General features: G+C 63.6%; 16 protein-coding genes and 2 pseudogenes. 11 read left to right on the top strand and 7 right to left on the bottom strand.

The features are described 5' to 3' along the window. Positions 1–137: 137 nt before the first annotated feature. From NPS46_RS16160 to NPS46_RS16150, 3 genes are read left to right on the top strand one after another with little or no spacing between them, the layout of a single operon-like run. Positions 138–2,126 carry a TonB-dependent receptor gene (locus NPS46_RS16160; protein ID WP_274108800.1) on the top strand — a complete coding sequence of 663 codons (1,989 nt, stop codon included), beginning with the start codon at positions 138–140 and terminating at the stop codon, positions 2,124–2,126. Further along, the gene (locus NPS46_RS16155) at positions 2,123–3,145 is read left to right on the top strand and encodes a methyltransferase (protein ID WP_274108798.1); all 1,023 of its coding nucleotides are present in this window, start codon (positions 2,123–2,125) and stop codon (positions 3,143–3,145) included. Before NPS46_RS16160 ends, NPS46_RS16155 begins: the two co-directional genes overlap by 4 nt. Next, the gene (locus tag NPS46_RS16150) at positions 3,142–4,359 is read left to right on the top strand and encodes an MFS transporter (RefSeq protein ID WP_274108796.1); all 1,218 of its coding nucleotides are present in this window, start codon (positions 3,142–3,144) and stop codon (positions 4,357–4,359) included. The genes NPS46_RS16155 and NPS46_RS16150 overlap by 4 nt, the downstream gene beginning before the upstream one ends. Before the next feature lie 8 nt (positions 4,360–4,367). Here the strand turns inward: NPS46_RS16150 and NPS46_RS16145 are convergent, their stop codons facing one another. Next, entirely contained in the window at positions 4,368–4,883 is a 516-nt protein-coding gene (locus tag NPS46_RS16145) for a DUF4946 domain-containing protein (protein ID WP_274108793.1), read from the bottom strand. Between the two features lie 106 nt (positions 4,884–4,989). Beyond that, positions 4,990–5,418 carry a hypothetical protein gene (locus NPS46_RS16140; RefSeq protein ID WP_274108792.1) on the bottom strand — a complete coding sequence of 143 codons (429 nt, stop codon included), beginning with the start codon at positions 5,416–5,418 and terminating at the stop codon, positions 4,990–4,992. Positions 5,419–5,683: 265 nt separating this feature from the next. On the opposite strand from NPS46_RS16140, the gene NPS46_RS16135 reads away from it, so the two are divergent. Next, positions 5,684–6,682, top strand: coding sequence for a response regulator (locus NPS46_RS16135; protein ID WP_274108791.1), 999 nt, complete (start codon positions 5,684–5,686; stop codon positions 6,680–6,682). 3 nt (positions 6,683–6,685) lie between these two features. Then, positions 6,686–7,639 carry a sensor domain-containing diguanylate cyclase gene (locus NPS46_RS16130; RefSeq protein ID WP_274108790.1) on the top strand — a complete coding sequence of 318 codons (954 nt, stop codon included), beginning with the start codon at positions 6,686–6,688 and terminating at the stop codon, positions 7,637–7,639. Positions 7,640–7,650: 11 nt separating this feature from the next. On the opposite strand, the gene NPS46_RS16125 is transcribed toward NPS46_RS16130, so the two are convergent. After that, positions 7,651–8,349: a pentapeptide repeat-containing protein gene (locus NPS46_RS16125; protein ID WP_274108788.1), complete on the bottom strand. Its 699-nt coding sequence runs from the start codon at positions 8,347–8,349 to the stop codon at positions 7,651–7,653. Positions 8,350–8,646: 297 nt separating this feature from the next. Between NPS46_RS16125 and NPS46_RS16120 the strand changes: the two genes are divergently transcribed. Then, positions 8,647–10,002: an MATE family efflux transporter gene (locus NPS46_RS16120; protein WP_274108787.1), complete on the top strand. Its 1,356-nt coding sequence runs from the start codon at positions 8,647–8,649 to the stop codon at positions 10,000–10,002. A gap of 73 nt (positions 10,003–10,075) precedes the next feature. On the opposite strand, the pseudogene NPS46_RS25405 reads toward NPS46_RS16120, so the two are convergent. Both NPS46_RS25405 and NPS46_RS25400 read right to left on the bottom strand, forming a co-directional pair. Next, positions 10,076–10,675: pseudogene (locus NPS46_RS25405) on the bottom strand (methyl-accepting chemotaxis protein); the annotation flags it as partial. Positions 10,676–10,933: 258 nt separating this feature from the next. Next, positions 10,934–11,689, bottom strand: a pseudogene (locus NPS46_RS25400) (MCP four helix bundle domain-containing protein); the annotation flags it as partial. Between the two features lie 271 nt (positions 11,690–11,960). Here NPS46_RS25400 and NPS46_RS16110 point away from each other — a divergent pair. The 5 genes from NPS46_RS16110 (at position 11,961) to NPS46_RS16090 (ending at position 15,015) form a co-directional block, all read left to right on the top strand. After that, a complete protein-coding gene (locus tag NPS46_RS16110) occupies positions 11,961–12,227 on the top strand; it encodes a GNAT family N-acetyltransferase (RefSeq protein ID WP_274109058.1) in 267 nt (88 codons plus the stop codon). A 99-nt stretch (positions 12,228–12,326) separates the two neighbouring features. Continuing rightward, positions 12,327–12,869: a DUF3455 domain-containing protein gene (locus NPS46_RS16105; protein WP_274108785.1), complete on the top strand. Its 543-nt coding sequence runs from the start codon at positions 12,327–12,329 to the stop codon at positions 12,867–12,869. A gap of 109 nt (positions 12,870–12,978) precedes the next feature. After that, positions 12,979–13,548: a sigma-70 family RNA polymerase sigma factor gene (locus NPS46_RS16100; RefSeq protein ID WP_274108784.1), complete on the top strand. Its 570-nt coding sequence runs from the start codon at positions 12,979–12,981 to the stop codon at positions 13,546–13,548. Next, a complete protein-coding gene (locus tag NPS46_RS16095; RefSeq protein WP_274108783.1) occupies positions 13,545–14,261 on the top strand; it encodes an anti-sigma factor in 717 nt (238 codons plus the stop codon). Before NPS46_RS16100 ends, NPS46_RS16095 begins: the two co-directional genes overlap by 4 nt. Before the next feature lie 64 nt (positions 14,262–14,325). After that, on the top strand, positions 14,326–15,015 hold the full coding sequence (locus tag NPS46_RS16090) for a GNAT family N-acetyltransferase (RefSeq protein WP_274108782.1): 690 nt from the start codon (positions 14,326–14,328) through the stop codon (positions 15,013–15,015). A 54-nt stretch (positions 15,016–15,069) separates the two neighbouring features. Here the strand turns inward: NPS46_RS16090 and NPS46_RS16085 are convergent, their stop codons facing one another. Further along, positions 15,070–15,399 (bottom strand): type II toxin-antitoxin system HicB family antitoxin, encoded by a 330-nt coding sequence (locus tag NPS46_RS16085; protein ID WP_425312751.1) that lies wholly within the window; start codon positions 15,397–15,399, stop codon positions 15,070–15,072. A gap of 177 nt (positions 15,400–15,576) precedes the next feature. Continuing rightward, the gene (locus NPS46_RS16080) at positions 15,577–16,926 is read right to left on the bottom strand and encodes a spinster family MFS transporter (protein WP_274108780.1); all 1,350 of its coding nucleotides are present in this window, start codon (positions 16,924–16,926) and stop codon (positions 15,577–15,579) included.

The following is a 16,926-nucleotide window of genomic DNA, read 5'->3' as shown; positions in this document are numbered from 1 at the left end:
CTTCCTTTGTCCGGCGGATTGCATAGCAATGGCTACTCAATGCATATGAAGATGCATGATAAGCGTTCTCATTAATGAATAGCATGGTTGCCGGTCGACTGTCATCCGGTCGGCGCATATTCATCAGGGGGAGAACGATGTCCAGAAATACGCGGACCTTTGGCGGTTGTACGTTGCTTGCCGGCTGCTGGCTGGCGGGTGCGGCGCAGGCGGCGCCCACCGAGTTGCCGGAACTGCGGGTCACGGCCAACAAGCTTGAACAGAGCCAGGAGCAGGTGGCGGGCAGCCTGTCGGTGATCGACGGTCAAACGCTGCGCGATGGCGGGATCGATGATCTGGAAAAGCTGGCCCGGTTGACGCCCGGTTTTACCTTCCAGCCTTTTGGCCAGTCCGGCACCCAGTTGCCGGTGATGCGTGGCCTGACGTCCAGTGCTACCGGATTCTCCTCCTCGGTGCTGATGCTGGTCGACGGGGTGCCGACGGTGATGGGCCAGGGGTTCGACCACAATCTGCAGGGGGTCGAGCGTGTCGAGATCCTGCGCGGCCCGCAATCGACCCTCTATGGGCGCAATGCCGAGGCCGGCGTGTTGAGCCTGCACACCCGGCCCCTGGACGCCACGCCCGTGGCTCGTGCCGACCTTGGCCTGGGCAGCCGCGAGCGGCGTGACCTGGGCCTGGAATTGAGCCAGGCACTGATTGACGACACCCTTTACGCAGGCGTTTCCGGTCAATGGCATGGGCAGGATGGCTACATCGAGAATACCTATCGCGGTGGCCAGGCCGACGACCGTGAGCGCCACACGGGGCGGGTGCATCTGCGCTGGACCCCGGGCCTAAACACGGACATCAGCCTGCGCTACAGCCGTCAGGACTATCGCGATGGCGGTTCGCTCTGGGGCGCAGTGGATCGCTCGCGGCGCGAGGTGCAATCGGGTACGTCGAGCTGGAACCATTCCAGTGCGCGTAGCCTGTCGCTGGATCTGCAGCACGTGCTCGACTCCGGTTTGACGTTGCGCTCAATCACTGCGCGCAACGACTTCTATGATCGGGTCCGCCAGGACAGCGACTTCAAACCCGCCGACCTGTTCCATGTGGCCCGGGACTACCATATGAACACCCTGTCCCAGGAGTTTCGCCTGGAGGGCCAGTGGCGCCAGAGCCAGTGGCTGCTGGGGGCCTATGCCGACCGTGACGACCACGACCTGGCCTTCGAGCAGAAGCTGCCGCTGCGCCTGAGCCGCACCGAAGTCAATCTGGGCGGTAATACCCGCGCGTTGTTTGGCCAGTGGATCGAGCCGCTGGCCGAGCACTGGACGCTGACCCTGGGCGCCCGTATGGAGCAGGACAAGGTGCGTGTGGCCCCGCGCTCGGGCCAGAGCCGCAGCGAGCAGTGGAAACGCTTCACGCCCAAGCTGGCGCTGCAATATGAATGGCAGGCCGACTCCACGCTGTATGCCAGCTACAGCGAAGGTTTCCGCGCCGGAGGGTTCAACGCATTTTCCGCGGCCGCCGGCTATCCCGGCTACGACCCCGAGAAGGTCCGGTCCTGGGAAATCGGGGCCAAGGGCTGGCTGGCGGACAAGCGCCTGCGCTACTCGGCGGCGCTGTACTGGATGGACGTCAAGGACATGCAGGTCCAGCAACTGGTGCAGCCGGGCGTGGTGTATATCACCAATGCGGCAGCGGCCCGCTCCACGGGACTGGAGCTGGAGGCCGACTATCTGCTGGGCGAGCACTGGCGTATCCAGTCGGCACTGGGGCTCAATCGCACCCGTTTCCAGCGCTTCAGCGAAGGCGCCAATGACTATCAGGGCAACCGCAACCCCTTTGCCCCGGACCTGACGGGCCGCCTGGGACTGCGCTATGACGCCGACGCGGGTTGGTACGCCCAGGGCGGTGTCAGTGCCGTGGGCAAGACCTACCTCGATTCGGCCAATCAATATCAGCGCGGCGGCTACGGGCTGATCGATCTGGCGGCAGGCTACGATTTTTCCCACTATCAAGTGGCAGCCTATGTCGACAACGCCGCCGACAAACGCTACGACGCGGTGGGGTATTTGAGCGGCACGGCGCGGGTCTACAGCCCGCCCCGCGAGTTTGGCCTGCGCGTGAGTGTCGAGCTATGAGCGCGCTCCGGGTGATGACCGAACATGCCTTGCAGCCCTATTGGGACCTGACCCTGGCCACGGTACGGGCCGATGCACTGCGGGTAGCATTGGAATGGCGGTTGTTCGACCGCCTGTGCCAGCCTCTCGGCGCCACTGAACTGGCCAGGCAGTTGGAAAGCGATCCAGCCAATACCGGCTACCTGCTGGAATTGCTGTGGAGTATGCAACTGCTCGACCGCGACGACGCATTGCGTTATTGCAATAGTGCGGTGGCACAGGAGTATTTCTGTACCTGCGCGGCACGTTACTGCGGTGATGCCTGGGGGTTCCGCCTGGCCAACCTGCGCCGGTTTGGCGGGCAGTTGGCCGAGCAGGTCAGCAGCGGCCAGCCATTGACCGCCGGGTTTGCCCCCGGGGGTTGGGCCAGTGCGGCGAAAGTGCAGATTGCCCAGGAGCAGCGTGCCGTGACGGCCGACCTGGCCGTCGCGCTGCTGGCGCAACTGCCGGAGTTTGCCGGCGCCCGGCGCCTGCTCGACCTGGGGGGTGGCCCGGGCCTGGTGGCGATTGCCCTGGCCACGGCCCATCCGCAGTTGCAGGGTGAGGTATTTGACTTCGCCGATACCGTTGCCATTGCCGCCGACAACATTCGCCAGGCCGGCTTGCAGCAGCGACTGGGGGTCCGCGCTGGCGACCTGGATCAGGATCCATTGGGCGAAGGTTTCGACCTGATCTGGTGTTCCTCGGTGCTGCATTTTGTCCAGGACCCGTTGGCCAGCCTGGGCCGGATCCGGGCGGCCCTGCGTCCCGGCGGGGTGCTGGTCTGCGCCCAGGCGCAGATCCCGGACGATCCGTCTGCCGCCGCGCGGGTGTTGCCGTATTACCTGTCGATGCGCATGCAAGGGCGGCATGTCACGGGGGCCGGCGGCTTGCAGGCGCTGGCGCGCGAAGCCGGTTTTGTCGGTATTGAATGCCACGCCGAGGTGCCGTTTGCGGTGGCGCCGGTAGCGGTGCTGGTGGCTCGGCGGGGTGAATCGTGAGTCCGCTGGGCAGGGTCTTCTGGTTGCAGGCCGTGTTTGGCTGGCTGAATTTTGTCGTGGCGGTGCCCAGCCTCTATTTGCTGATGGGCTTGCCTCTGGTGATGCGTGAGCACGGTTGGTCGGGCACCGATATCGGCCTGTTTCAGTTGGCCGGGCTGCCGGCGTTGTTCAAGTTCGCCCTGGCCTGGCCGGTGCAGCGTTGGCGTGTTGCCGCTGGCCAATTTCAGGGGTGGGCGATGCTGTTGTGCCTAGCCCTGGCGGTGTTGCTCTGGCTGACCGGCCAACAGGCGCTGCTGGACAACCCCCTGCAATTGTTTGCCCTGGCACTGCTGGCCGGAGTCCTCGCCACCTGGGCGGATATCCCGGTCAATGCCCTGGCCATTAAGTTACTGCCGCCTGAGCAGCAGATGCGCGCGGGCAGCGTGCGCGCGGCGGCGTTGTTTCTCGGGGCGATTGTGGGGGCCGGGGTGATGCTGCTGGTGCAGAGTCGCTGGGGCTGGCAGGCGCCGTTTCTGGTGATGGGCGCCGGCTTGTTGCTGGCGGTTGTGGCCTTGGCCTGTGTGCAGGAGGGCAAGGCGCACGCGCTGCCGCCTGTAGCGCCGCTTAGCGAGGGGCAAGGCGGGCCGGGGTTTTTCCGGCAACCCGGCGCATGGCTCTGGACCAGCCTGCTGTTGGGCGGTTTTCCCTTTATCGGCGCGGCCTGGCTGTACCTCAAGCCGCTGCTGCTGGATCAGGGCATGGCGGTCAATCAGGTCGCGGCCATTGCCGGGATCGGGGGTGGCGTGGTCGGCGCCCTGGCCAGCCTGCTCTGTGGGCGTTGGTGGCCCAGGCTGGGCGTGGACCGGGCGATTGCCCTGAGCCTGGGCGCGGCCTTGTTGGCGCTGTGTGGCTTGACCCTGGCGGTCTGGCTGAAGACGGGAGCGCTGGGTTTGCTGTTGGCGGCCTTGCTGCTGGCCGTGGCCATGGGGGCGATGTCGGCCCTGGTGTTCGGGCTGATGATGGGGTTTACCCGCCAGCATCGGCAGGCCAGCGACTATGGCTTGCAGGCCAGCCTGTTTGTGGCGAGTCGTTTGCTGGTGCCGATAGGTGCAGGTGTTTTGCTCGACCACTTTGGTCATCTGGGCATGTTGCTTGGGTTGAGCCTGGCGATGTTGGCGGTGTGTTTGCTGGTGCTGGGCCTGAGTGGCCGGTTGGGTGCCCTGGCGCGGGCCTGATACATCGTTCAATCGTGCAGTTGCAGGCCATCGCGAATCTGCCGGACTTCGGCTTCGGTGGCCGTGTAGCCTTCGGTCGACCCGGCATAGGACAGCGACCAGGCGGTTTGTGGCGAGACGGCGGCGACCAGGGTCTGCTTCATGACCGGCACGCCGTTCTGGGTGATGGTGCAGGTCGATTCGACGGCGTCCAGATTGCCCAGCGTGCTGGGCCGGATCGAGTTGCACACGCTCATGAAGCCGTTGCGGATAAAGTCAATCTGGATGGTCTTGCGCATTTGCAGCAACACACTGGGCAGGTTGACGACATGGCCCGGCTGCAAGGGCGAACGGGTCAGTTCCAGGACCATCTGTGGCTCGCCGCTTGCATCGTTCTTGACCGCACGCTGGCGCTGGCTGCGCTCGTCAGTCGGCACCGGCTGTGCCTGCCAACCGCTCGGCAGAACCAGCGAGGGTTGGTCGGCGAAGGCTGCGGGCAGGGCGAACACGGCTAGCAGGGCGAGGCGGCGGGGCAAGGGCTTCATGGTCGGTTCTGTGGCGGCAGTAGCGTTACAGTGTATCAATGGTTTCGTTGGGCTGTCTCTGTAGGCGCAAACCCGTGCAGGGTCACGATCATGAGCAGGCTCGCCCCTACAATAGCGGCGTAATGACAGGGGCGAGCGCCTCGGGCTGCGGATCGGCATCGCTCAACTGGTTGAAGTATTGGCTCTTGTCGGGGGTAAAGGTGACGATCATCGCGGTACGCGCGCACGTCAGAACCTGTTCGCGAGCGGTATCGACGGCCAGGTCTTCGCCGCGCAGACCCTGCCATTGCGCGAGGTATTTCAGTGAGCCGAATTTCTCCAGCTTCTTCAGCGCCCGGGCCACACCGCCTTTCCAGCCCAGTACCGGCAGTTCGCCAGCCAGGCAGCGTGCGGCGAGTTCGGGATGTTGGCGGGCCCGCTCACGGCCGACTTCCCAGCATTTGATCAGCCCCTGGTCGACGTCTTCCCAGGTCTGGCGCCAATCCAGGCCGGTGCGAACGTTTGTTTCGATACTGCGTCGGATCAATGTGCTCATACGATTCCCTGCGTTCGTGATGGCGCTAACAGCACCGATCATAACCGCAGTTTTTACCCGTGCGACATACTGCGTGGCGCACCCCGCAGCATAGGGTGCGGCGAATAGGAGCTATCGGAGTGCTTTTTTAGATGCATATCATAAAAGCGCTCTTTAGAGTATGGCATGATGCCACTACTTATTTCCTGGACGAGAGCGGTGGCATGGACGCACGAGCGATGACGAGCCTCGGCATCGACGACGTTTTATTTACGGCGAGAGATCAATGTCGGTAATCCCACTGCTGGTCTGTGACGACTCGAATATGGCGCGCAAGCAGGTCTTGCGGGCCTTGCCTAGCGACTGGGCGGTCAGCGTCAGCGAAGCCGCCGATGGCCGCCAGGGCCTGGAGGCCATTCGCCAGGGCCTGGGCCGGGTGGTGCTGCTCGATTTGACGATGCCGGTCATGGATGGCTATCAGGTCCTGACGGCCATTCGTGAAGAAGGGCTGGACGCCAAGGTCATCGTGATCTCCGGTGACGTTCAGGAAGAGGCCGTGCGCCGGGTACTGGGCCTGGGTGCACTGGCCTTTCTGAAAAAACCCTTCGATACCGACGAACTGACCGCGACCCTCGAACGCCTGGGCCTGATGGGCGCGCCTGGCCAGATGAGGTTCGCCAACGCGCAGGCTGACTTGCCGGCGGTCAGCTTCCGTGATGCCCTGCGTGAAACCATCAACGTCGCCATCGGACGCGCCGCCGCGCTGATCGCCCAGGTGCTCGGGGTGTTCGTGCAGTTGCCGGTGCCCAACGTCAATCTGCTGGAGGTCGGCGAGCTGCATATGGCCCTGGCTGATCTGTGCAGTGGCAATCAACTGACGGCCATCTGCCAGGGCTATATCGGCAGTGGTATCGCCGGCGAGGCGCTGTTGATTTTCCATGATTCGGACGTCGCCGATATGGCGCAGCTGATGCAGCGCACCTCGCCTGACTACGGCGATATGGAAATGCTCCTGGATCTGTCCAGTGTCCTGATCGGAGCTTGCCTGAGCAGCATCGCCGAGCAGATCGACGTGGTGTTTTCCCAGGGCCATCCGCAGTTGCTGGGTGAACATGCGGCTATCGACGAACTGATCCGGGTCAACCACCAGCACTGGAAGAAAACCCTGGCCGTGGAAATCAGCTACAGCCTGGAAGGGCACAACATCCACTTCGACCTGTTGCTGCTGTTCACCGAGGACTCGGTCGAACGCCTCAATCAGAAACTTGCCTACCTGATGAATTGAGCCATGAACGAGCCTATCGATCTGAATGAATTCCATTGGTTGCTTGCGATTGCCCAGAGCATCGATGTCGGGGTCGTGGTGTTGGACCGCGATTACTGTGTCCAGGTGTGGAATACCTTTATGGAGAATCGCTCCGGTGTGCAGCCCAAGGAGGCCTACAACCGTTCGTTCTTCGACCTGTTCCCGGAAGTCGACCGCAGCTGGTTCAGCCGCAAGGTCGAAAGCGTGGTGACCCTCGGTACGCCGGCGTTCACCATCTGGGAGCAGCGGCCCTACGTGGTGCGGTTCAAGAGCTACCAGCCTATTACCGGGCAGGAAGCGTTTATGTACCAGAACACGACCCTGTTGCCGTTGCGCTCGACCGACAGCGAGATCCGCCATATCTGCCTGGTGATCTACGATGTCACCGATGTCGCGACCAACCGCCATCAACTCCAGGCAGCCAACGTGCAATTACAGAAGCTGTCCAGCACCGATCGCCTGACCGGGCTGTACAACCGTGGGCATTGGGAAGAAAGCCTGAAAGTCGAGTACGCGCGCTTTCGTCGCCATGGCACCAAGGTGACCCTGGTGATGTTCGATATCGACCACTTCAAGCAGGTCAACGATACCTATGGCCACCAGGCCGGAGACCGGGTGATCGAGCGGGTGGCGAACGTGGTGCGCGACCATGTGCGTGACAGCGATATCGCCGGGCGCTACGGCGGTGAGGAGTTTGCAGTCTTGCTCTCCGATACCGACAAGGCCGGCGGCCAGGTGTTTGCCGAGCGCCTGCGCAAGGCGGTCGAGGCCGAGGAGGTCTTGCACGACGGTCAGACCATTCGTTTTACCATCAGCCTGGGCGTGGCGGATTTGAGCCGTTACTCCACTGAGTACAAGGAACTGATCGAGTGGGCCGACCAGGCGTTGTACGTCTCGAAGAAGGCCGGGCGCAACCAGGTCAGCGTGGCGCCCTGAGCGTTCACACTCTAGAGCACCGTGAGCCCCAGGCCGGCCAGCAGCATGCTGGCCTGTGACCTGGAGATGATTGCGCCCTTGAACAGGTTGGCATCGACCAGGCGCAGCCCGTGCAGGCTGGCCTCGCGCAGGTCGGCTTCGTCGAAGCGGGCATTGTTGACGCGGGCCAGGGACAGGCTGCCGCCGTCGACAAAGACCGCCTTGCGAAAGTCGCAGTAGGTGAGGTCGGCTTCGGTGAAGTCCAGGTTGTGCAGTTGCGATTTAAAAAAGGAAATGCCCGACAGGCAGGCGCTGCGCAGCAGGCAGTCGGAGAAGCTCAGGCCCAGGGAGGCGACATCGATAAAGCTCGCCCCGGTCAGCTTGCATCCCTGGAAGTGGACATGGGCCAGTTTGCTGCGGTGCCATTGGCTGTTGTTCAGGTCGCAGCGCTCGAAGCGCGCGTCGGTCAGTACTGCATTGCGAAACACCGCGTGTGCGCCACGGCAGGCAATCCAGTGGCTGGCACTCAGATCTGCCGCCGTGAGATTGCTCGCGGAAAACTGACAACGTTCGAAGCGCACACCCTGCAGGTTGATCCGCGACAGGTCCTGCTCGCTGAAATCCATATCCGTGCAATGCAATGGGCGTTCATGCTGGGCGACCAGTTGCGCCAGTGTGCAGCCTGCCATATCGGCGGGGCCGACCGGAACAAAGTCATCGAGTGCCTGCATTGAACTCTCCCGAGTCGAGGGGGCGGATACACCCGTTGCCGGAGGGCGGCGGGGATGGGAAGGGGCGGATAATCTGGTGATGAGGCCCGACAAGTCAAGATTGACCTGGGCCCGCGTTATGTGAGCAAGAAGGCATTTCTCCCGCAGAAAGAGCGCCAGTCGATTAGCACTTTTTAACCTGATTCGTATCGGTTTTCATGGGGCCCTTCGACAGAACAAGCGCACTGAAAATACAGGTCTACACCGCCGCCAGGCTTACCGTAGAATCCCCTTCCACCTCATTCGGTCGAGCCGTCTATGTCCACTTCCGCCCAGCCTCCGTTGTGGAAAATCTATCTGATTTTTCTCGCACCCATGGTGCTCTCCAATTTCCTGCAATCGATGTCCGGCACGCTCAATGGCATCTACATCGGCCAGATGCTCGGCACCCAGGCGTTGGCGGCGGTGTCGGGGATGTTTCCCATTGTGTTCTTCTTTATCGCGCTGGTGATCGGCCTGGGCGCGGGGGCCGGGGTATTGATTGGCCAGGCCTGGGGGGCCAAAGAGCTGGGCAAGGTCAAGGCCATTGCCGGTACGACGCTGTTGCTGGGCGCGATCATCGGGCTGGTGGCGGCGGTGCTCGGGAGCATTTTCGCGCGCCAGGCCCTGCTGGGGCTGGGCACGCCGGCCGATGTGCTGGAGGATGCGGTGGCCTATGCCCGGGTGATGATGCTGATCATGCCGATCCTGCTGGTGTTCGTGCTGTTTACCCAGTTGCTGCGCGGGGTCAGCGATACGCTGTCGCCGCTACTGGCACTGTTGGTGTCGACCGGCGTCGGACTGCTGCTGACACCGGCGCTGATTCGAGGCTGGTTCGGCTTGCCGGTGATGGGCATTCAGAGCGCGGCCATCGCCGGGCTGCTGGGGAATGCCTTGGCCCTGGGCCTGCTGTCGTGGCGGCTGCTGTCGAAAAACCATGTGCTGGCGCCGGACCGGGCGCTGTTCGCCGCCATGCGCCTGGACCGGGCGATCCTGGCCAAGGTCCTGCGTATCGGCCTGCCCACGGGGGTCCAGATGGTGGTGATTTCGCTGTCGGAGCTGGTGATCCTGGCCCTGGTCAATCAGCATGGCTCCCAGGCGACGGCGGCTTATGGTGCGGTCACGCAGATCGTCAACTATGTGCAGTTCCCGGCCCTGTCGATTGCCATTACCGCCTCAATCCTCGGCGCGCAAGCCATTGGTGCCGGGCGCCTCGAACGCCTGGGGCCGATCCTGCGCACGGGGTTGTCGATCAATATCTGGCTGACCGGCAGCCTGGTGCTGCTGGGCTACGTGTTGTCGAACTGGTTGCTGGGGCTGTTTATCACTGACCCCAGTGCGCTGGTCCAGGCCGAACACCTGCTGCATATCATGCTCTGGAGCATGCTGGTCTTCGGCTTCCAGGCGGTGATCGGCGGCCTGATGCGCGCCAGCGGCACGGTGATGGTGCCGGTGCTGATCTCGGTGTTCTGTATCGTTGGGGTGGAGTTGCCGGTGGCGTATCTGCTGGACGTCAAGTACGGTCTGCAGGGCGTGTGGATGGCGTTTCCGGTGGCTTATCTGAGTATGTTGGTGCTGCAAAGCCTGTATTACAAGCTGGTCTGGCGGCATCAGAAGATCGAGCGATTGGTATAGGGCAACCCCAACAACAAAAAGGCGACGTGGAATCACGTCGCCTTTTTTGTTCCTGTTGCGCGGGGCTGCCGGTTTAGAGCTTGAACTGCACCACCATCTGGTTCAGCTCAACGGCCAGTCGCGACAGGTCGCGGCTGGCGGCATTGCTTTCATTGGCGATGGCCGAGGTCTCGGCAGACAGGTCGCGGATATTGATCAGGTTGCGGTCCACTTCGCGTGCGACCTGGGCCTGTTCTTCACTGGCACTGGCAATGACCAGGTTGCGTTCGTTGATCGCGGTAATGGCGTCGGTGATCTGGTCCAGGGCCAGGCCGGAAGCATGGGCGGCGTCGAGGGTGGCGTGGGCCCGCTCGTTGCTGTTGCGCATGGCACTGACCGCGCCCTCGGTACCTTGCTCGATGGTCCCGATCATGGTGGCGATTTCCTGGGTCGACTGCTGGGTCCGGTGGGCCAGGGCGCGCACTTCGTCAGCCACCACCGCAAAGCCACGTCCGGCATCGCCGGCCCGGGCGGCTTCGATAGCCGCGTTCAGGGCCAGCAGATTGGTCTGCTCGGCAATCGAGCGGATCACTTCCACCACCTGGCCGATATTGCGTACATCGCCTGCCAGGTGCTCGACCTGCTCGCAGGTGCGGGTCACGTCTTCAGCCAGCAGGCCAATGGAGTCGACGGTGTGCTGGACCTGCTGGCGACCGTGATGGGCGGTTTCGTCGGTGGTGTTCGAGGCCTCGGACGTGCTGACGGCGTTGCGCGCCACTTCTTCCACGGCGGCGGTCATTTCATTGACCGCAGTGGCCGCCTGTTCGACTTCGGCGCTTTGTTGCAGCAGGGTCTGGCTGGAATGGTCGGTCACCGCATGCAGTTGTTCGGCGGAGGCGGCCAGTTGGCCGGAAGAGTCGCTGATTTTTTGCAGGGTATTGCGTAGGCTGGCCTGCATCACTTGCAACGCGTGGAGCAAGCGGGCGGGTTCGTCATTGCCGACCACCCGGATCTCATGGCACAGATCGCCTTCGGCAATGGTTTCGGCCACGCGCACAGCCTGGCTAAGCGGTTGGACGATGCTGCGGGTCAGGATCACGGCCAGGGCGATGGTCAGGGCGACCACCAGGAGCAGAATGCCCAGCACCATGGTGATCGCGCGCTGGAACACCTGGTTGCTTTGCGCGGCGGCGATTTCGCCACCGCGGGTGTTGGTGTCGATGATCACCAGCAGGTCCTTGAGCATGGCGTCGGCATTGGCCAGGAAGGGGCCGGCATCGATAATGGCGGCGGCCTCGTCCTTGCGGCCTTCGCGCATCAAGTCGAGGACCTGCTGCTGGTCCTGGCGGTACAGGGCCTTGGCCTTGACGAAGCGGTCATAGGCCGAGCGCTCTTCGGGCAGGGTGATCAGTTTTTCGTAGGTGCTTTGCTGGGCGTCCAGGCGATTGAACAACTGGTCGATACGCCCGAGCAGTTCCTTGACATCGTTGCTGTCGCGCACCAGCAACAGGCGCAGGGTCAGGGTACGGATCTGGGTGCTGGTCAGGGCCACGCCGTTGGCGGCGACAATCGAGGGGAGCCAGTTTTTATCGACGTCCAGGGACTGCTGGTTCATCTGGCGCATCTCCATCAGGGAGAACCCGCCCAGTGCGATCGCCAGCAGGGCGATCAGGGCAAAGGCCAGGCCCGCGCGCCGGGAGATATTCATCGATCTTAAAAACATGACTCAAGTCCTTGTGGCAGCAAAAGGCACAACCGGCGCAGTCATGGGCCGATTGGCGTCACGGGGCGCGTTAGCGGAGCGGGCTCCGACGCACCATCAGGTGTTTGCAGGCAAGGCAGGCGGGCAGCGCATCAGGTGCGCTTTTTTTAGGCGTGGGACAGCGGCTGAACCGCTGGCCAACGCATTATCGAGCAATGATATCACGGTGATAGCGCTGCGTAGAGAGGGCGACCCTCCGCAGATCCGGGCCTTGCTGGTGCTGATCAACGAGGCGCCGGTGCTGTTGCTCGATAATCGGGCGATGGCACCCGTTGGCCAGGGACAGGGCTTGGGGCGCCACAGGCTGGCGTTTGTCGAGCCGATCGCGCGGGACACGGGATGCAGCCGTCTGCGTCTCTATACCCACGAAGCCATGACGGAAAATATCGCGCTCTACACCCGCGCCGGTTACCGGGAAACCCACCGCACGCACGCGGACGGCTGGCGGCGGGTGCATAGGAGCAAGGACCTGACAGGCCGGTAAATTATTTTTACGGCGCACTGCATCCAAAGGCCTCGGTGGTGGGTAGTCAGAGTAGTAGTCGTTGCTACTGAGCCGATCCCAACCTCTGGAGTACGTGCCATGAATACCCAATCCCTGTTGAGCCTGACCCGTAATGCCCTCGCTGGCGCCTGCCTGCTGGCGCTCGCGCCCCTGGCCTCTGCGGCGCTGGCCGTGCCCGACAGCATCAAGGTGCCGGACGGCCACAAGGTCGCCCTGGAAACCGTCGGCGTCGGCGAGATCACTTATGAATGCCGTGACAAGGCCGGGGCTGCCGGGCAGACCGAATGGACCTTTGTCGGGCCCAAGGCGGTGCTCAATGATCGCAGTGGCAAACAGGTCGGCAGCTACTTTGGCCCGCCCGCCACCTGGCAAGCCCAGGACGGCTCCAAGGTAACGGGCACCCAACTGGCCGTTGCACCCTCCAGCGCCGGCAATCTGCCTTATCAACTGGTCAAGGCCAACCCTGCCGAAGGTCAGGGCTTGATGAGTGGCGTCACCTATATCCAGCGGGTGGCGCTCAAGGGCGGTGTGGCGCCGGCCAGCGCCTGCACGGCCGCCAACAAAGGCGCCATGGAACAGGTGAAATACCAGGCCGATTATCTGTTCTGGGCCGCCAACTAAGCGGCACCAGGCGGATTTCACGGGCCGCCTGGCAAACTGGTCTAAGCTGCCAGACGCCGACCCCGACCTTTTGGTTGGGGTTCCCTTTTTCTGCCGGTGCCTGAATCCCTTGTCTTTGCCCGAGCCCGCTCCATTCGACTACGAAGCCCACCTGCTGGCCTGTGCCCGCGGCGAGCGCCAGGCCCTGCACCGCCTTTATCAGCACGAAGGCGCGCGGCTGCTGGGCGTGGCCCGGCGCCTGGTGCGCGACACGGCGTTGGCGGAGGATATCGTGCATGACGCGTTTATCCGGATCTGGACCGGCGCAGGCGGCTTCGATCCCGTGCGCGGTTCGGCCCGCGGCTGGATGTTCAGCGTGACCCGGCACCTAGCGCTCAATGTGCTGCGCCGCCAGGGCCGTGAAGTGCTGGTCGACGGGACGCAGGAGGCGGGCTTCGACGCATGGCTCGCTGCCGGCGCGGCGGATGAACGGGACGCCGGCCTGGATGGCCTGCTTCAGGCCGGGCGGTTACAGGGGTGTCTGGAAGGGCTTGAGCCACAACGACGCGCATGCATCATGCTGGCCTATGTCGACGGTTGCTCCCACGCCGACATCGCCCGACGCCAGGGCACGCCGCTGGGTACGGTCAAGGCCTGGATCAAACGGAGCCTGACGGCATTGCGCGAGTGCATGGGATGACGAGCGAATTCGAAGACAACGAAGCAGAACTGGACCAACTGGCGGGCGAGTATGTGCTGGGCACATTGTCGGCCGCCCGCCGCGCCGAAGTGATCGAGCGGCTGCCCCATGACCGCGAGTTGCGCGACGCTGTGGACGCCTGGGAGCGTCGCCTGTTGCCGTTGGCCGGGCTGGCGCCGGCGCAGACGCCTGCGCCGTCTCTCTGGGCGCGTATTGAGCGCAGTCTCGGTCAACTGGACCCGCGTACGCGGACTGGCGAGGCGGCGAGCCTGTGGCAACACCTGGCCTTCTGGCGAGGCCTGGCGGGTGCGGGGCTGGCGGCGAGCCTGGTACTGGGCGCGGTGTTGTTGCTGCGGCCGGTGCCCGTGGCGACGCCCAGTTATCTGGTGGTGCTGGTCGCGCCCCAGGACAAGGCGCCCGGCTGGGTGATCCAGGCCGGCTCACGGCAGGAGATCGAATTGATTCCGCTGGCGACCTATGCCGTCCCGGCCGACAAGGCGCTGGAATTCTGGACCAAGGCAGATGGCTGGCAGGGCCCGGTGTCGCTGGGACTGGTCAAGCCGGGTGAAACCCTGCGCGTTGCGCTGGACCGCCTGCCGCCGCTGGAGCCCAACCAGTTGTTCGAGCTGACCCTGGAGGGCCGCAATGGCTCGCCGAGCGGCAAGCCGACGGGGCCGATCCAGTTTATCGGGCGGGCAGTGAAGGTGATCTAAGCGCCGAGCTTGCCGCTCAGGTTACTATGCGGCCTGCCTGATGCCGTTCCGGAGTCCGTTGTTCATGTTTACCCTGTACCAGAGCCCACCCCCCGAGGCGATCAAAAGCCAGATTCTGCAGATGGTGGTCGACTACCTCAGCGATATCAGCCTGGTCGCGCTGACGCCTAGTAATCCGCTGTTTCAGCTGTATCAATACGGCGTTGGCTTCGAAGTGCATCTGTATCTGCAGGCGCTGGGCGAGGGCCAGGACATTCCGGTCGAATTGCTGGTCGCCAGTGATCCGCAGGATCCCGACAGCGTGCTTGGCTTTACCCTGTACCAGCCGCTGAAGGGGGATGCCCAGGCGTGCGCCGTGGCGTTTATGGCGGTGCGGGAAAACCAGCGGCGCCAGGGCATTGCGCGGGGAATGCTGGGTGAAATGCTGGCACGCTATCCCCATGGCGAACTGGCCTGCAGCGTGGCCAGGGTGCCGTGCTTCGAGGCGCTGGGGTTCCAGGTAGTGGGTGCCCGGGGGCCACAGGTGCTGATGAGTACCCGCGACCATGCGAGTGATGGTCTGCGGGCGGTGGTGGATGTGGCGCCGATCTACCGGACCCTGGAAGTGCAGCAGATCCACGCTTACCTGCTTAAACAGCATGGCAAGAAGGCCATGGCCGAGGCCGAGAAAAAGCGCGACCGCCACCTGGATCAACTGACTTACCAGGCCCGGGTCTTTGTCGAGCAGCGTCTGGGTGGCGAGGCGAGCCTGTAAACGCTGCGTCAATTCAGTGATGGCGGCAGCGGCGATCAAAAAGTGGCGTGTCGTTCAGCCATTGTGCTGCAGGTAGTTGCGCAGCGCCTGGCGGGTCAGGTCGTTGAGCGTGACGTTCTGCCGCGCCGCCGCGAGCACTGCCGCCAGGTGCAGATCGTGTCCCACCCGCACATTGAACGAACCCTTGCAGGGCACCTGGGGAGCGCTGCCCTGCTGCTGGCAGGTCGCCAGATATTCATCCACCGCGGCGTGGAACGCGGCTTGCAACGCTGCCACGGTGCGGCCTTCGTAGCTCACCAGCGGGCGGATATACAGGAGCTTGCCGTAAAGGCGGTTATCCGCGGTACTGGCCTCGATCGAGCCGTAATAGCCCTGGTACTGCATCTGCTTGCTCACGGAATCCGTCCTCTTGAGATCAGGTGATCGACCACCTGGCGACTGGCATAAGCCCTCAGCACGTTGCCGGTTGAGAGCATGGTTGCCGCGACGGCTGGAAGCCATCAATGGAGTAAGGCCAAGACATCCCCTGCCGGCTGCATCCTGGCCCAATGCCCACATCCCTTAGGCAACCCCCCCGCTGGCCGCTTGCAGCGGGCCACTGACCTCTGCCCCAGCAGGCCTGAGCTGCTGGCGATAGCGTGGTAACGCCAGCCCGAGAAACACCGCCGCCAGCACCAATACCGACACTGAAGCCGCGAGGGCATAGCGCAACGACTCACTGCCCAGGGTTGGCAGGAACAGGTCACTGAGCATGCCGATCAGCAGCGGGCCGATACCGACGCCGAGCAGGGTCATCGACATCACGAAAATCGCCGTCGCCTGGGCCAGTCGCGTGGCCGGAAACAGGTGGGTAATCGCGCCCAGGCAGGGTGTTGCCCACCAGACCCCGAAGAAGCCGAAGGCGCTGTAAAAGAGAAAGGCCTGGGGCACCGCGATGGTGCCGATATGGAAGGCCGTACCCTGGGGCCAGAGAAAGTAGGCCAGGGCCAATGGGATGCTGAGCAGTGTGCCTAGCAGCGGTACGCCAATCTGCCAACCCACATCGCGGCGCGCCAGCCGATCGGTCAGTACGCCACAGACCAGCGTGCCCAGGGCCGAGCCAGTACCACCGACCACACCGACCAGAAAGCCGGCTTCCTGCAGGTTCAAACCATGGGAGCGGATCAGGAAGCTCGGGCTCCAGGTGCCGATGGCGTAGCCGGCAATGGCTGCTGCGCCGCCGGTCAACACCAACCACAGGAACGAGGGAGTCTTGAGCAGATCGGCCAGGGTCCTGGCCCAGCCGTCGTGCAACGGCGCGGCTGTGGCCAGGCGAACCGGCGACGCGGCCATTTTGGGCGCTCGCACGGTGAGCAGGAGCAGCAGGCCGAGGAAAATCCCCGGCGCACCAATCAGCAAGAACGCATAGCGCCAGCCATGATGCTGGGCAATCCAGCCGCCCAGCCCAAGGCCCACCACCGCGCCCAGGCTTGACCCGAGCATCAGCACGGACAGGGCCGTGGAGCGCCGCCGCGCCGGGTACAGGTCGGACACCATGGCCACCGAAGGCGCCGTGCCGCCGGCTTCGCCGATGGCCACGCCGATACGTGCCAGCACCAGCGTCAGAAAGCTGTTGGCCATGCCGCAGAACATGGTCATCACGCTCCAGGCGATGCAGCTCATGGCGATCACCGGCTTGCGGCCGATACGGTCGGACAGGCGCCCCAGCGGGAAGCCGAAAACGGTGTAGAACAACGCGAACGTCACCCCGGACAACAGCCCGATGGCGGTGTCGGAAATCCCGAATTCGAGTTTGACGGGCTCGATCAGAATCGCCATCAACTGGCGGTCCACATAGTTGAAGACATAGATGGCTGTCAGCACGAAAAGCGCGTAGTGCGTACGCCATGTCACTGGCTTGGATGAGTTCAC

The organism is Pseudomonas putida, assembly GCF_028682395.1.
Taxonomy (GTDB): domain Bacteria; phylum Pseudomonadota; class Gammaproteobacteria; order Pseudomonadales; family Pseudomonadaceae; genus Aquipseudomonas; species Aquipseudomonas putida_AB.
The sequence above is the reverse complement of the archived record's forward strand: the minus strand, read 5'-3'. Positions and strand labels throughout refer to the sequence as shown.

What these genes read in the sequence shown, in the direction of transcription:
- NPS46_RS16105 (WP_274108785.1), top strand. Translation starts at nt 12,327, where the DNA reads ATGAATACCCAATCCCTGTTGAGCCTGACCCGTAATGCCCTCGCTGGC.
- NPS46_RS16135 (WP_274108791.1), top strand. Translation starts at nt 5,684, where the DNA reads ATGTCGGTAATCCCACTGCTGGTCTGTGACGACTCGAATATGGCGCGC.
- NPS46_RS16130 (WP_274108790.1), top strand. Translation starts at nt 6,686, where the DNA reads ATGAACGAGCCTATCGATCTGAATGAATTCCATTGGTTGCTTGCGATT.
- NPS46_RS16125 (WP_274108788.1), bottom strand. Translation starts at nt 8,349, where the DNA reads ATGCAGGCACTCGATGACTTTGTTCCGGTCGGCCCCGCCGATATGGCA.
- NPS46_RS16145 (WP_274108793.1), bottom strand. Translation starts at nt 4,883, where the DNA reads ATGAAGCCCTTGCCCCGCCGCCTCGCCCTGCTAGCCGTGTTCGCCCTG.
- NPS46_RS16155 (WP_274108798.1), top strand. Translation starts at nt 2,123, where the DNA reads ATGAGCGCGCTCCGGGTGATGACCGAACATGCCTTGCAGCCCTATTGG.
- NPS46_RS16090 (WP_274108782.1), top strand. Translation starts at nt 14,326, where the DNA reads ATGTTTACCCTGTACCAGAGCCCACCCCCCGAGGCGATCAAAAGCCAG.
- NPS46_RS16095 (WP_274108783.1), top strand. Translation starts at nt 13,545, where the DNA reads ATGACGAGCGAATTCGAAGACAACGAAGCAGAACTGGACCAACTGGCG.
- NPS46_RS16085 (WP_425312751.1), bottom strand. Translation starts at nt 15,399, where the DNA reads ATGCAGTACCAGGGCTATTACGGCTCGATCGAGGCCAGTACCGCGGAT.
- NPS46_RS16160 (WP_274108800.1), top strand. Translation starts at nt 138, where the DNA reads ATGTCCAGAAATACGCGGACCTTTGGCGGTTGTACGTTGCTTGCCGGC.
- NPS46_RS16140 (WP_274108792.1), bottom strand. Translation starts at nt 5,418, where the DNA reads ATGAGCACATTGATCCGACGCAGTATCGAAACAAACGTTCGCACCGGC.
- NPS46_RS16120 (WP_274108787.1), top strand. Translation starts at nt 8,647, where the DNA reads ATGTCCACTTCCGCCCAGCCTCCGTTGTGGAAAATCTATCTGATTTTT.